This is a genomic window from Aliihoeflea sp. 40Bstr573 (assembly GCF_024105655.1).
In the GTDB taxonomy this organism is placed as follows: Bacteria; Pseudomonadota; Alphaproteobacteria; order Rhizobiales; family Rhizobiaceae; genus Aliihoeflea.
On sequence record NZ_JAAAMH010000001.1, the window covers coordinates 71822 to 84410 of the forward strand.

Genomic DNA, 12589 nt, shown 5'->3' on the forward strand with positions numbered 1-12589 from the left:
CTATCTCCTGGAGGACCAGACGGGCATGATATCACCCACGTTTGCGCTCGCGGCCTGAACGCCCCGCGCGATCGCGCGCGCCATGGTCGCGGCCGCAGCGGCATGGAAATCCATTTCCGATGCGGGGTCGAGCTTCGCCGCATTCGCTCCCGTCGCGAGCGAGAAGACGAGGTCGCCGTCGTAAGGCGTGTGCGCCGGCCAGATCGCGCGCGCAAATCCGTCATGGGCCGAGATCGCAAACCGCTTCGCCGCCGCCTTGGTCAGGGCCGCGTCCGTCGCGATCACTGCGATCGTCGTGTTGGCAACGGGCGAGACCGGATCGCGGAACTTGATCAGGACGTCCTGAGCGTCCGCTGGCAGAGGGAAGGGCATTCCATGCCCGCCGAACTCGTCGCCGATCTCGAACGGCGCCGCCCAGAAATGCCGGCTGCGCCCGACCGTTACCGACCCCGTCGGGTTGACCGCCACGAGCGCGCCGATGGTGATGCCGTTTGGCAGAACGGTCGATGCCGAGCCGAGCCCGCCTTTCAACCCCGCCGTCAGCGCGCCATAGCCGGCCCCCGTGCTGCCGATGTCAAAATCCGCGCTTGCCGCCGCCACGGCGTCGAACCCGAGCTCGCGATAGGGCGGATAGCGCCCCCAGTCCTTGTCGCCTTCATTGGCAAGGTCGAACAGGATCGCTGCCGGCACGATCGGTACCTTTTGCCCGCGCACCTCAAAGCCGATGCCGCGTTCGCGCAAGGCCGCCTGCACGCCCGATGCCGCATCAAGCCCGAAGGCCGACCCGCCGGAAAGAACGATGCCGTGCACGGTCTCGACCGAATTGTGCGGCTCGAGCAAATCCGTCTCGCGCGTCCCCGGCGCGCCACCGAGCACCTGATAGCTTGCGACGGCCGGCGTCTCGCACAGAATGACGCTGGCCCCCGAGCGCACCTTTTCGTCATGGACATTGCCGACGGAAAGCCCCGCCACGTCGGTGATCAGATTGCGCGGTCCTGCCTTGAACGCCATCAGTCCGCCGGCACGAAGTTCGATCCGTCGAAACGGTAGCTGCGGTAGAGTTCGCCCTGCATGTCGCCGTTCTGGTCGAATGTTACCGGCCCGATGAGCGTCTCGAAGCGGCCATTGCCGATGCTCGTGTCGTCTTCAGATGCCGCGACAGCGATCTCCACCGCCGCATGCACGGGCAGGAAATAGCCCTGTTCCTGCACTGGTCTCTCGGGGTCCGGTGCGACCCGATCTTCCCACTGCGTCGCCGCGATCATCACGATTCCCTCGGCAAGCGGAACGTCCCCGTCCGCCGCGCGCAGGGCCTCGCCGCCGGCGATGGTCAGCGCGTATTCCAGCCCGGCCGCGTCGCGCGCCATGATCGCGATGTCCGCCCGGTCGCCGCCAACGAAGACATGCGTCGCGCCCGATCGCCGCAACCGGCCGACAAGGCCGACCTGATTTTCGAGCTGCGGCCGGAACGTGTCGACGAAAACCGGGGCGAGGCCCGATTCCTCGGCCGCGATGCGCACCGTCTCGGCGATCTCGCGGCCATAGATCGTGCCATCGTCGACGATGGCGAACAGCGATCCGCGCCAGTTCTCGACAACGTACCGCGCGGCCGCTTCGCGCTCGCCGTCGGAGCGCGGCCCAAGTCGGAACACCTCAAACCCGGTGCGCTCGCGCCGGTCGGTAAGGCTGTCGGTTCTGACGCCCGTCGCGATGACGGGAATGTCGGCTTCGGTCAGGATGGGGAGCGCTGCCTCGATCGCTTCGGTGCACAGAAAGCCCACCACAGCATCGACCTCGTCCTCGACAAAGCGTCGCGCGGCCGCTCCGCCGCCATCGGCTGAGCACGAATCGGCCTCGATCACGAGCTCGGCGTCGAGGTCGTCCGCTGCCCGTTCTGCGCCTGCGCGCATTTGCGCTTCGAGAAGCGGCGCCGTGTCGTCGCCCGGTACGGCGAGACCGACGCGCGTTTGCGCGGCGGCCGGCGCACCGGCGAGCATCAGCGCAAGGAGTACGAGAGCGGGTTTCGGTCTGTATGGCATCTGAGAGGTCGCGGCCCGCCCGGCAGTGAATGCTGCGTCAACAGGTAAAGGGTGGCAGCTGGTCGCGCAACCGGCTATTCGGAGGCCACGCGCTTGGGTTCGGACGCATGCCGCCCTATATGCGCCAAAATCGATGAAGGGGCAGCCGTGCTCGACAGGAAACAAGTGGAATCCGCGCTCTATCGTGACGCGATGAGCCGTTTTGCAGGCGCAGTACACGTCGTGACGACCGACGGTGTCGCGGGCAGGCGGGGCGTGACCATCATCGCCGGCTGTTCGGTGTCCGACGAGCCCCCGACGGTTCTCGTGTGCCTCAGCCGCTTGAAGCCTGAGAACGACGTTTTCGCCGAGAATGGTGTCTTCGCGCTCAACACGCTGTCCTCCGATCACCGGGCGCTGGCCGATGCATTTTCCGGCTTTACCGGCCTCGATCAGAAGGAACGTTTCGCGCTCGGCGAGTGGGAAACGGTTTCGACCGGCGCGCCGGTTCTCGTCGGTGCGCTGACGTCGTTCGATTGCCGCATCATCGAAACCAAGGAAGTCGCAACTCACCGCATACTTTTCGGTGAAGTGACAGGCATCCGCATCGGCGATAGTCTTTCGCCGCTGATCTATCACAACCGCCGCTACCACAGCCTCGAAACCTGATCGGTTTCACCGGAGCCCCCATGCAGACAGCCCATCCGCGTCCCGTACCGAACTCGATCGACGAGACGCTGGAACTGCTGAAATCCGCCGATTATGTCGGCGATCGTGCGCTCGCGACCGTCCTGTTTCTGAGCCTGCGCATGGCCCGGCCGCTCTTTCTGGAAGGCGAGGCCGGCGTCGGCAAGACCGAGATTGCCAAGGTGCTCGCCTCCGCGCTCGGCCGCCGTCTCATCCGCCTTCAGTGCTATGAAGGGCTCGACGTTTCATCCGCCGTCTATGAGTGGAACTACGCCGCGCAGATGATCGAGATCCGCATGGAGGAGGCCGCCGGCGAAGTGAAGCGCGATGCGATGGAGCGCAATGTCTTCTCTGAGAAATACCTGATCCGCAGACCGGTGCTCGACGCGCTGTCGGGCGAGGAGGGCGCGGCCCCGGTCTTCCTCATCGACGAGCTCGATCGCACCGACGAGGCCTTCGAGGCCTTCCTTCTCGAAATCCTGTCGGACTTCCAGGTCACAGTGCCCGAGCTCGGCACGATCAAGGCCAAGGAGCCGCCGATCGTCATCATCACCACCAACCGCACGCGTGAAATCCACGACGCGCTCAAGCGCCGCTGCCTCTATCACTGGGTCGACTATCCGACCGCCGAGCGCGAGTTGGAAATCGTTGCGCGCAAGGTGCCGCAAGCAAACGAGCGCCTGTCGGCCGAAGTCGTCGCCTTCATCCAGCGCCTGCGCCAGATGGACCTCTTCAAGGCGCCCGGTGTCGCCGAGACGATCGACTGGGCGAGTGCGCTCACCGAACTCGACAAGGTCGCGCTTGATCCAGAGACCGTGTCCGACACGATCGGCGTCCTGTTGAAATATCAGGATGATATCGCTCGCATCGGCCAGGGCGAGGGGCGTCGCCTCCTCGCCGAGGTCAAGTCCGAACTGGCGGCAGCCGAATAGCCATGAACGCGGCGCGCAGGCAGGCCGAGGGCAGGATCGCCGACAACATCGTCTATTTCGGCCGCACCCTGCGCAAGGCGGGGATGCGCGTTGGCCCGGCAGCGGTCAAGGATGCGATCGAAGCGGTTCTTTCAGCCGGCATTGGTACGCGGGAAGAATTTTACTGGACGCTCCACGCGGTACTGGTGAACCGGCGCGAGGATCACGCCACCTTCGACGAGGCCTTCCGCCTCTACTGGCGCTCGCGCGAGCTGATCGAAAAGATGATCGCAATGTTCTCGCCCGTCGCACCGGACATGCGCGAAAAGTCGAAGCCGAAACCGGCGGAGAGCCGCGTCTCCGAAGCTTTGCTTGGGCAGAACGAGCGCCAGACGAAGCAGGAAATCCCTGAAGTCGAGTTCGATGCCCGCTTCTCGGTGTCAGGCAACGAGGTGTTGCGAGGCAAGGATTTCGCCCAGATGTCTGCCGCCGAGCTTGCCGAGGCCCGCGCCGCCATCGCCCGATTGAAGCTGCCCGCCGATCATGTGACGACGCGGCGCTTTCGGCCGGATCAGCGCGGCGGCCGCGCCGACCCGCGCGCGATGATGCGCCAGGCCCTGCGCACCGGTGGCGACCTGATGCTTCCGCGCTTCAAGTCCGTCCGCACCGTCCATCCGCCACTTGTTGTTCTGGCCGATATTTCCGGCTCCATGAGCCAGTATTCCCGCATCTTCCTGCATTTTCTTCATGCCTTGAGCGAGAAGCGCAGTCGCGTGCACACCTTCGTCTTTGGCACGCGCCTGACCAATCTCACCCGCCAGATGCGCCACCGCGATCCCGACGAGGCGCTCGTCGAGGCCGCCGCTGCGGTCAAGGATTGGTCGGGCGGCACGCGCATCGGCGAGACGCTGCACGAGTTCAACCGCCTCTGGTCGCGTCGTGTGCTGGGACAAGGCGCGGTCGTGCTCCTCATTACGGACGGTCTGGAGCGCGACAACACCGACCTTCTTGCCAGCGAGATGGACCGGCTGCACAAATCCTGTCGTCGCCTGGTCTGGCTGAACCCTCTGCTGCGCTTCGAGGGTTTCGAGCCGCGCGCGCGCGGCGTCCGTGTCATGCTCGACCATGTCGACGAATTCCGCCCCGTCCATTCGCTCGACGCGCTGAGCGACCTCGTGGCCTCGCTGTCGTCGAAAAGCCGCCAGTCGACCGACCCGCGTCAATGGTTGGCACTTGGCAAGGGCGGGGCCGCATGACCATATCCAGCTTGGAGGATTCTGCGATGACATCTGATCTCCTCGGACAGGGAGCCGATCCGCTCGCACTCGCCGAACGCTGGGTCGGCGAAGGCCGCAAGGTCGCGCTCGCGACCGTCGTTGAGACATGGGGCTCTGCGCCGCGCCCCGTCGGCAGCCACCTCGTCATCGATTCAGAAGGCAATTTCGAAGGCTCGGTCTCCGGGGGCTGCGTGGAGGGCGCGGTGGTCGGCGAAGCCATCGATGTGCTCGACTCCCGGGCGCCAAAGATGCTCGAATTTGGCGTTGCGGACGAAACCGCCTGGCAGGTAGGCCTCTCCTGCGGCGGCCGCATCAAGGTCTATGTCGAGCCCGTCGCCTGACCATGGATCTGGACCTTCTCCGACAGGCCAATGCCGAACGCGCCGCTCGCCGGGCGGTGATCCTTGCGACCGATCTCGAAACCGGCGCCGCGACGATCCACCGCGAATCAAGCCGGCGCAACGGCGACCTCGGCGCCGCGCTCACCCGCGCCTTCGATTCCGGCAAGTCCGGCACCGTCGAAGTCGATGGCCGCCAGCTTTTCCTCAATGTCCATGTCCCGCCGGCGCGGCTGGTCATCATCGGCGCGGTCCATATCAGTCAGGCACTCGCTCCCATGGCGCGTCTAGCCGGCCTCGATGTCGAAATCATCGATCCCCGCACGGCCTTCCCAACGCCCGAGCGCTTCCCCGACACGGCGCTGAGCGCCGAATGGCCGGAAACGGTGCTTGCCACCCGCCCGCTTGATGCCTTCACCGCGCTCGCTGCCGTGACGCACGATCCCAAGATCGACGACTTCCCGCTTGAAGCCGCGCTGCGCGCGAACTGCTTCTATGTCGGCGCGCTCGGAAGCCGCAAAACGCACGCCAAGCGGGTCGAGCGCCTCATTGCTGCGGGCTTGGACGAAACCGAGATCGCCCGCATAAGCGCCCCGATCGGCCTTGCTATCGGGGCCGCCAGCCCCGCCGAGATCGCCGTCGCGGTCCTTGCCCAAATCATCGGCGCGCTGCGCACCCGCGCCTCGCGTCATATGGAAGCGCAGGCGTGAAGTTCGGCCCGCTGACGCTCGATCAGGCCGAAGGCGCGCTGCTCGCGCATTCCGTTTCCGTTCCGGCCCTGCGTCTGAAGAAGGCTCATCGCCTGACAGCATCCGACATCGCCTCTCTGCGCGCCGCAGGCATCGAGACTGTGATCGGGGCGGTTCTCGAAACCGGCGATGTCCCGGAAAACGACGCCGCTGCCCGCCTTGCCGTAGCCCTCAGTGTCGATGGCGTCGAAATCCGCGAGCCGGCGACCGGCCGGGTGAACATCCACGCCCGCGAAGCGGGCGTTTTCGCCGTCGACCGCGCGATCATCGACGCCATCAACCGGGTCGATCCGGCGCTGACCATCGCCACGCTCGCCCCCTTCGAAGCTGTTCAGTCCGGCCAGATGGTTGCGACCGTCAAGGTCATCCCCTTCGCCGCGCCGGAAATCGCCCTGCGGGCCGCAAGCGACGCCGCCCGAGGCGGTCAGGCGTTCGCCGTTCATGCGTTTCGCCCGCGCCGCGTCGCGCTCGTCCAGACGACATTGCCCGGCATCAAGCCGAGCGTCCTCGACAAGACAGCCCGCGTAACCGCAGACCGTCTTGGCCGTTCGCACAGCACGATAGGCACCGAACTTCGTGTTCCGCACGATGATCTGGCGCTCGCCAAGGCCCTTTCCGATCTGGACGTCGACACCCAACTGGTCCTCGTGTTTGGCGCCTCGGCGCTCTGCGACTGGGATGACGTCATCCCCGCCGCCATCCGCCGCGCCGGCGGCATGGTCGAGCGAGCCGGAATGCCCGTTGATCCGGGCAACTTGCTCGTCCTCGGTTCGCTCGATGGCCGCACCATCATCGGCGCGCCCGGCTGCGCCCGCAGCCCCAAGCCGAATGGCTTCGACTGGGTGCTCGACCGGCTGATCGCTGGCATGCCGGTTACCGCGGACGACATCGCCGGCATGGGCGTCGGTGGTCTCCTGATGGAGATCCCCGTCCGGCCGCAGCCGCGCGACACGACCTCCGCCGCGGCAACGCGCCCGGTCGTCCACGCCGCGATCCTCGCCGCCGGCCGCTCCAGCCGCATGCACGGACCAAACAAGCTCCTCGCCGAATTCGACGGCGAGCCCTTGATTCGCCGCGTCGCTGAAGCGGTGACGAATTCATCCGTCGACGCCACCCACGTCGTCCTCGGCCATCAGCGTGACCGTGTCGCCTCCGCGCTGGGCGGGCTGGACCTCGCCATGGTCGAAAACCCCGAATATGCCGACGGCCTCTCCACCTCGCTCAAGGCCGCCGAGCGTGCATTGCCGCCGGAGGTGAACGGCCTCCTCGTCGTCCTCGGCGACATGCCCGGCGTCACAGCAAAGGCCATCGACGCCATGCTCGAAGCCTTCGCCGGCGCCGGTGGACAAGCCATCATCCGCGCAACTGATGCCGGCAAGCGAGGCAATCCGGTCCTGCTGCCCCGCGCGCTCTTCGCGCAGATCGAGCGGATCGAGGGCGACACCGGCGCGCGCCACCTTGTCGAATGCGCGGCCCTGCCGGTTGTCGACGTCGAACTCGGCGCGGCCGCCAGCCTCGATCTCGACACCCAGGAAGCCGTCCGCCAGGCCGGCGGCAACATCGTGGAAGGCGCCTGATGCGCTTGCTTCTTGCCGCTGCCGTCCTTGCCGCAACGCTCTCCACAGCCGCCGCCGAACTTCTTGCCCCCTCGAGGATGGACCGCCTCTTCGCCCTCCCGGCCACCATCGAGGCGAGCGACGACGGCGCCCGCCTCGTTGTCGACTACCAGGAAATGCGTGACATCAACGGCCGTGACGAAATTCCCGAGCGTCGCGCCCACGCCACCTATGTCGATCTCTCCGTCCGCCGCGCCCAGCGCGACGTGACGGTCCAGACGCCGGCCGGTAATATCCCGCACGTCGCGGTCGGCAAGGCGCAGGGCGCAAGCTTCATCGTCGCCTATCTCCACGGTCAGGGTGGCAGTCGCAGGCAGGGCGCAGACGATTTCACCTTCGGCGGCAATTTCAACCGCATCAAGAACCTTGCCGCGCAAAATGGCGGTCTTTACCTCTCGCCCGACTTTGCCGATTTCGGCGCCACCGGTGCAGGGCAGGTGGCTGCGCTCCTGAAGACCTATGCGAACGCCTCGCCGCAGGCTCCGATCTTTGTCGCCTGCGGCTCCGCCGGCGGCGCGATCTGCTGGCAACTGGCGCAGGAAGGCGACCTGGCCACCCGCCTCGGCGGGCTTCTCCTGCTAGGCTCCCATTGGGACGAAAACTTTCTGAAAAGCCCTGCCTTCCGCGCCCGCGTACCAGTCTATCTCGGCCATGGCAGCCGCGACCGCGTCTTCCCGGTCGAGCGGCAGGAGGCGTTCTTCCGCTCCATCCGTGCCGCGTCGCCCGGCTATCCCGCCCGCTTCGTCCGCTTCGAGACCGGCAGCCACGGCACGCCCATCCGCATGACCGACTGGTGCGACGTGATCAACTGGATGAGCGACCACCGCTGATGCTTGGAAAAGGAGAGACCATGGAAGCCTACGTCGATCCAACGCGTGAGACCTTCGGAGATTTCCGGCGGCTGGCGGAGGAAGGGCCGATCCATATGCTCAATCTCGTTCGCTTGCGGGACCGGGCCGAATATCCGGATGGCCGCCATGTCAGCGGCGAAGAGGCCTACCGCGCCTACGGGCGCGAAAGCGGGCCGATATTCCGTCGCGTGGGCGGACGCATCGCATGGACAGGCGATTTCAGGCTCATGCTGATCGGCCCCGCCGACGAGCGCTGGGACCGTTGCTTCATCGCCGAATATCCAAGCGGCGTGGCTTTCGTGGAGATGGTCAAGGATTCCGACTACCAGAAGGCCGTGGTCCATCGACAGGCGGCCGTACTCACGTCGCGCCTCATACGCTTGGCGCCGGGACGCCCAGGTGACGACTTCGGTTGATCACGGCGCCTCGCCGTACCCGATCACCTGTTCGGGGTTGATCTCGCCGTCATAGGTCGCGTCGACCTCGTAGAAGACGAGCGAGAACGTGCCATAGCGAAAGATCCAGCGTCCCGACGCCGAGGCATCCCCGACGCCCCGCCACTTCTCGAACGAGGTGATCGCCTGCGTGTCTGGATCGTAGTCGGAGTTGATGAGTTCGGTGCGTGTGATCATGCCGAGTTGCGTCATCTCCTCGACCGTGCCTTCGAGATCGTCGTTCTCGTAGCGGATGTCGAGCTCGGGCACCGCGAAGGCCACCGGCTCGACCGGGCTCTCCCCGTCCGTCATCAGATAGACATGGCTGATGTTGTAGGCGCCGGACTTGCAGAAGAAACGGAAGAGCCGTGCCGTCCGCAGCGCATCGTCCGACGTCTCGTGCATGTAGCGATAGCCGATCTCGAAGCTGTCCGGCGCGCGCTCGTCGGCCGCTACCCCTTCCATGGCCCCGCCGCCACAGCGATTGGCGAAACTCGTAGCGAACACGCGCTCGGCCTCGAGCAGTGCGGCATCGGTTTCGGGCAATTCCAAATCGCCGCACTGCCGCGGTAATGCTTCCGGGCCGAATGCGGAGTGGGTTACCCGAAGGTCGCCGTCCTCGATCGCCATTGGCGTGTAGCCGTCGGCGAAATTGGCCGGGTTCGGCGCCTGCAGCGTGTAGCATCCGGCGTAGATCGTCTCCGTTCCGTCCGTCGCCACGGAGCGCAAAACGAGCGGCAGGCGGTAGTAGACGCTGCCGGCCGCACCTTCCTCCGCCGGTACACCGAGCAGAAGTTCGCTTGTGTCGGTGTCGGCATAGCCGTTCGCGTAGGCCTCGACGCTGTCGGCCGGCGGATTGGCAAAATACGAATAGGCGCGCGCGAATTCCTCGCGCTCGATCGCATTGTAGAGCGAGCGGATGACGGCATCGGGCGACGATCGGTCGTCGATGAAGTCCGTTTGAGCGAGCGCAGCGCTGCTCATCAAAAGAGTTGCCGCGCTGATCGAGACGAGCTTGCGCATGGGCAGACCTCGCGAATCATGTCCCTTCATGATCGCGAAGTCAGCCACTCATTGGCGGCAATGTCTAGAATCTGCGCTTCGATGCCATGTCGCGGGCGATGTGAGGAAAGTCGGCCGGCTTGATGCCGAGGTCCGACAGTTCCGCGCTGCCCATGGCGTTGAGGATCAGCATGCCGCGCGATTGATGGCTCGGGCGCATCGGCCGCGGCTTGGCGAAGAATTCAGTCAGAATGCCCATGGATCGTCTCCGAAGTTGCGATCCTCCCGTGCCGGAAGATGGCATCGCGACAGACGATTGTGCAGTGCAATATGTGCAGGTCTCCCATGCGTGTCGAACGCGCCGAATGGGAACCTTTCTTAGGAAATGACGATTACTGTCAGGCGAATAAACGAGAATGGCTGGGAGGCCTCATGTCCGGCACGCGCGCCAAGAGCTTCGGGGATCTGCTCGACGAGCTGATTTCGGATGAAGCGCTGGAGCGTGTCGAGCTTGGGCCAACTCCAACGCTGCAGGGCGACCTCCTCGACCAGATCGAGCGCCTTCAGGCATCGAATGCGCCCCTTTTCGAGCCAATCGCGCGGAAGGCCTATGGCGAGCCGACCTTAGCGCCGGATGTTCTGGAAGCGCTCGACACGCTGATGCCGGAACTGTCCACCGATCCTCACGAGATTGCCCTCGAACTCGGCATTGGTGGCCTTCACACAGCCGCCGACCTCGACCGGGCTCGTCGGCGTTTCGCCTTCGAAAACCACCCCGACCGGCTGGCGCCGCATCTTCGCGAGCGCGCCGCCACGCGCATGGGCATAGCCAACGGCCTGATCGATACGGCGAAGAGGACGATGGCCGAGTAGCCATCGTCCGCGAGGATGTTACCAGCTTCCCGTGTTCGGCATGGACGCCCAGGGTTCGGCCTTTTCCTTGGCCGGGCCTTTTTGCAGAAGCTCGATCGAGATTCCGTCCGGCGATTTGACGAACGCCATGTTGCCGTCGCGCGGCGGGCGGTTGATCACGACGCCCTTGTCGGAAAGCCTCTGGCAGGTCTCGTAGATGTCGTCGACCTCGAAGGCGAGATGGCCGAAATTGCGCCCGCCCTGATAGTCTTCAGGGTCCCAGTTGTAGGTCAGCTCCAGTAGTGGCGCCTGTTTCGACTTGCCGGTCTCCACGTCTTCCGCTGCGGCAAGGAAGATCAGCGTGAACCGGCCCTGTTCACTTTCAATCCTGCGCACTTCCTGCATACCAAGCTTGTTGCAGTAAAAATCGAGTGCCTCGTCGACGTCCTTTACTCGGACCATCGTGTGCAAGTATCGCATTTCGCTATCCTTTTCAGATATGCGGCCGTTTTGCCGTGGATGCGACAGATAGGATCAGCGCCGCCTGCTGGCAACCGGCGCGTCGAAGCTCGGCAACAGTGACGCGCCAGTATTTCCGGCCTGTTGCGACGAAAAAGCCACAATCAGCCCTTGCAACCACCCGAAGGCCCAATGCTATCCTGCGCATCCAGAATCAAGTGTATCGTATCTTGGAAGGGGTCGGGCATGGGGGATAATGCCTCAGCAGCGGGGAGTCTGGCGACGAACGCTAAGAGCGCCGACAGCGACGTTGAGACGTCCGACCATGTCGAGGCCTCCGGCGCCATCAAATGGTTCGACGTCGCCAAGGGCTATGGTTTCATAGCTTCGGACGATCCAGCGCTCGGCGATATCCTGATTCACGTCACCTGCCTGCGCCGCGATGGCTTTCCCACGGCCCTCGAAGGCGCGCGGGTCACCTGTCTCGTGCGCCGCGGCGACCGCGGGCTGCAGGCGTTTCGCATCCTCGCGATGGACAGTTCAACCGCGGTCCACCCCTCCGATCAGCCGGCCGACCGCACCCATGTCTCTGTCGTCCCCGAAAGCGGGCTGGAGCGCGCGCTCGTCAAGTGGTTCAACCGCACCAAGGGCTTCGGATTCCTGACGCGGGGCGAGGGCACCGAGGACATTTTCATTCACATGGAAACGCTCCGCCGTTTCGGCATCACTGAACTGCGTCCAGGCCAGGTTGTGCTCGTGCGCTTCGGTCGCGGCGACAAGGGCCTTATGGCTGCCGAAGTTCACCCCGATATCGGGACTTTGCCGGTCGCGCATTGACGCCAGCCCGTCGCTGCACGGCCCAAATCGCAAAGGATCATCAGTGAACGCACGCATCGCAGCCCTTGCCCTTTCACTCTCCTGTGCCTTTCTACCTCTGGCATCGGTGCCCCATGCCGCCGCCCAGCAGGTGGTGCAGGGCGCCCCGATGGAATTGCCGGTCGACGCCGCGCCGCTCACCTTCGAGGTGGATGGCGAGACGGTCTCCTTCGACATCGAGATCGCCGATACCGCGGAGCGCCGCGCGCGCGGGTTGATGTTCCGCACCGACCTGCCGCAGGATCGCGGCATGCTCTTCGTCTTCGAACAGACCCGGCCGGTCAGTTTCTGGATGCAGAACACGCCGTCGCCGCTCGATCTCGTCTTCATCGGCCAGGATGGACGCGTCATAGACATCCTGCCGGGTGAGCCCTTCTCCACGGCCTCGATCGGGCCGGACGAGCCGACCCGGTTCGTGCTCGAACTCAACCGGGGTACGTCCGAGCGCGTCGGCCTCGTCGCCGGCACCCGCCTGAACCATCCGACGATCGATCGGGTCGCAGGCAATTGACTCTTTTA

General features: G+C 65.1%; 16 protein-coding genes. 11 read left to right on the forward strand and 5 right to left on the reverse strand.

Going from position 1 to position 12589, the window contains the following annotated elements:
* Nucleotides 1–1011 carry a P1 family peptidase gene (locus GTK01_RS00370; protein WP_252923730.1) on the reverse strand — a complete coding sequence of 337 codons (1011 nt, stop codon included), beginning with the start codon at nt 1009–1011 and terminating at the stop codon, nt 1–3.
* Entirely contained in the window at nt 1011–2039 is a 1029-nt protein-coding gene (locus GTK01_RS00375) for a branched-chain amino acid ABC transporter substrate-binding protein (RefSeq protein WP_252923732.1), read from the reverse strand. Before GTK01_RS00375 ends, GTK01_RS00370 begins: the two co-directional genes overlap by 1 nt.
* Nucleotides 2040–2231: 192 nt before the next feature.
* Here GTK01_RS00375 and GTK01_RS00380 point away from each other — a divergent pair, with 192 nt between their 5' ends.
* From GTK01_RS00380 to GTK01_RS00415, 8 genes are read left to right on the forward strand one after another with little or no spacing between them, the layout of a single operon-like run.
* Complete coding sequence (locus tag GTK01_RS00380) at nt 2232–2687, forward strand: flavin reductase (protein ID WP_252924374.1); 456 nt, start codon at nt 2232–2234, stop codon at nt 2685–2687.
* A gap of 20 nt (nt 2688–2707) precedes the next feature.
* Nucleotides 2708–3637, forward strand: a complete 930-nt coding sequence (locus GTK01_RS00385; protein ID WP_252923734.1) for a MoxR family ATPase — start codon at nt 2708–2710, stop codon at nt 3635–3637.
* Nucleotides 3638–3639: 2 nt separating this feature from the next.
* Entirely contained in the window at nt 3640–4872 is a 1233-nt protein-coding gene (locus GTK01_RS00390; RefSeq protein ID WP_252923736.1) for a VWA domain-containing protein, read from the forward strand.
* A gap of 26 nt (nt 4873–4898) precedes the next feature.
* The gene (locus GTK01_RS00395; RefSeq protein WP_252923738.1) at nt 4899–5234 is read left to right on the forward strand and encodes an XdhC family protein; all 336 of its coding nucleotides are present in this window, start codon (nt 4899–4901) and stop codon (nt 5232–5234) included.
* Between the two features lie 2 nt (nt 5235–5236).
* Nucleotides 5237–5941 carry an XdhC family protein gene (locus GTK01_RS00400; protein WP_252923740.1) on the forward strand — a complete coding sequence of 235 codons (705 nt, stop codon included), beginning with the start codon at nt 5237–5239 and terminating at the stop codon, nt 5939–5941.
* Nucleotides 5938–7557 (forward strand): NTP transferase domain-containing protein, encoded by a 1620-nt coding sequence (locus tag GTK01_RS00405; protein ID WP_252923742.1) that lies wholly within the window; start codon nt 5938–5940, stop codon nt 7555–7557. Before GTK01_RS00400 ends, GTK01_RS00405 begins: the two co-directional genes overlap by 4 nt.
* Entirely contained in the window at nt 7557–8426 is an 870-nt protein-coding gene (locus GTK01_RS00410; RefSeq protein ID WP_252923744.1) for an alpha/beta hydrolase, read from the forward strand. Before GTK01_RS00405 ends, GTK01_RS00410 begins: the two co-directional genes overlap by 1 nt.
* A 20-nt stretch (nt 8427–8446) precedes the next feature.
* On the forward strand, nt 8447–8863 hold the full coding sequence (locus GTK01_RS00415; protein ID WP_252923746.1) for a DUF1330 domain-containing protein: 417 nt from the start codon (nt 8447–8449) through the stop codon (nt 8861–8863).
* Here the strand turns inward: GTK01_RS00415 and GTK01_RS00420 are convergent, their stop codons facing one another.
* Together GTK01_RS00420 and GTK01_RS00425 are read right to left on the reverse strand one after the other, a co-directional pair.
* Nucleotides 8864–9904 carry a DUF1176 domain-containing protein gene (locus GTK01_RS00420; protein ID WP_252923748.1) on the reverse strand — a complete coding sequence of 347 codons (1041 nt, stop codon included), beginning with the start codon at nt 9902–9904 and terminating at the stop codon, nt 8864–8866. It abuts the gene before it with no gap.
* Between the two features lie 64 nt (nt 9905–9968).
* Entirely contained in the window at nt 9969–10142 is a 174-nt protein-coding gene (locus GTK01_RS00425; RefSeq protein WP_252923750.1) for a hypothetical protein, read from the reverse strand.
* 173 nt (nt 10143–10315) lie between these two features.
* Between GTK01_RS00425 and GTK01_RS00430 the strand changes: the two genes are divergently transcribed.
* On the forward strand, nt 10316–10756 hold the full coding sequence (locus tag GTK01_RS00430) for a hypothetical protein (protein WP_252923752.1): 441 nt from the start codon (nt 10316–10318) through the stop codon (nt 10754–10756).
* 18 nt (nt 10757–10774) lie between these two features.
* Here the strand turns inward: GTK01_RS00430 and gloA are convergent, their stop codons facing one another.
* Entirely contained in the window at nt 10775–11215 is a 441-nt protein-coding gene (gene gloA / locus GTK01_RS00435; RefSeq protein ID WP_252923754.1) for a lactoylglutathione lyase, read from the reverse strand.
* A gap of 225 nt (nt 11216–11440) precedes the next feature.
* On the opposite strand from gloA, the gene GTK01_RS00440 reads away from it, so the two are divergent.
* Entirely contained in the window at nt 11441–12031 is a 591-nt protein-coding gene (locus tag GTK01_RS00440) for a cold-shock protein (protein WP_252923756.1), read from the forward strand.
* A 43-nt stretch (nt 12032–12074) separates the two neighbouring features.
* Nucleotides 12075–12581, forward strand: a complete 507-nt coding sequence (locus tag GTK01_RS00445) for a DUF192 domain-containing protein (protein WP_252923758.1) — start codon at nt 12075–12077, stop codon at nt 12579–12581.
* The last annotated feature ends 8 nt before the right edge of the window (nt 12582–12589 follow it).

Bases quoted from the DNA above. Each gene is read 5' to 3' on its own strand.
- GTK01_RS00370 (WP_252923730.1), bottom strand. From the start codon at position 1,011: ATGGCGTTCAAGGCAGGACCGCGCAATCTGATCACCGACGTGGCGGGG.
- GTK01_RS00375 (WP_252923732.1), bottom strand. From the start codon at position 2,039: ATGCCATACAGACCGAAACCCGCTCTCGTACTCCTTGCGCTGATGCTC.
- GTK01_RS00380 (WP_252924374.1), top strand. From the start codon at position 2,232: ATGAGCCGTTTTGCAGGCGCAGTACACGTCGTGACGACCGACGGTGTC.
- GTK01_RS00385 (WP_252923734.1), top strand. From the start codon at position 2,708: ATGCAGACAGCCCATCCGCGTCCCGTACCGAACTCGATCGACGAGACG.
- GTK01_RS00390 (WP_252923736.1), top strand. From the start codon at position 3,640: ATGAACGCGGCGCGCAGGCAGGCCGAGGGCAGGATCGCCGACAACATC.
- GTK01_RS00395 (WP_252923738.1), top strand. From the start codon at position 4,899: ATGACATCTGATCTCCTCGGACAGGGAGCCGATCCGCTCGCACTCGCC.
- GTK01_RS00400 (WP_252923740.1), top strand. From the start codon at position 5,237: ATGGATCTGGACCTTCTCCGACAGGCCAATGCCGAACGCGCCGCTCGC.
- GTK01_RS00410 (WP_252923744.1), top strand. From the start codon at position 7,557: ATGCGCTTGCTTCTTGCCGCTGCCGTCCTTGCCGCAACGCTCTCCACA.
- GTK01_RS00415 (WP_252923746.1), top strand. From the start codon at position 8,447: ATGGAAGCCTACGTCGATCCAACGCGTGAGACCTTCGGAGATTTCCGG.
- GTK01_RS00420 (WP_252923748.1), bottom strand. From the start codon at position 9,904: ATGCGCAAGCTCGTCTCGATCAGCGCGGCAACTCTTTTGATGAGCAGC.
- GTK01_RS00425 (WP_252923750.1), bottom strand. From the start codon at position 10,142: ATGGGCATTCTGACTGAATTCTTCGCCAAGCCGCGGCCGATGCGCCCG.
- GTK01_RS00430 (WP_252923752.1), top strand. From the start codon at position 10,316: ATGTCCGGCACGCGCGCCAAGAGCTTCGGGGATCTGCTCGACGAGCTG.
- gloA (WP_252923754.1), bottom strand. From the start codon at position 11,215: ATGCGATACTTGCACACGATGGTCCGAGTAAAGGACGTCGACGAGGCA.
- GTK01_RS00440 (WP_252923756.1), top strand. From the start codon at position 11,441: ATGGGGGATAATGCCTCAGCAGCGGGGAGTCTGGCGACGAACGCTAAG.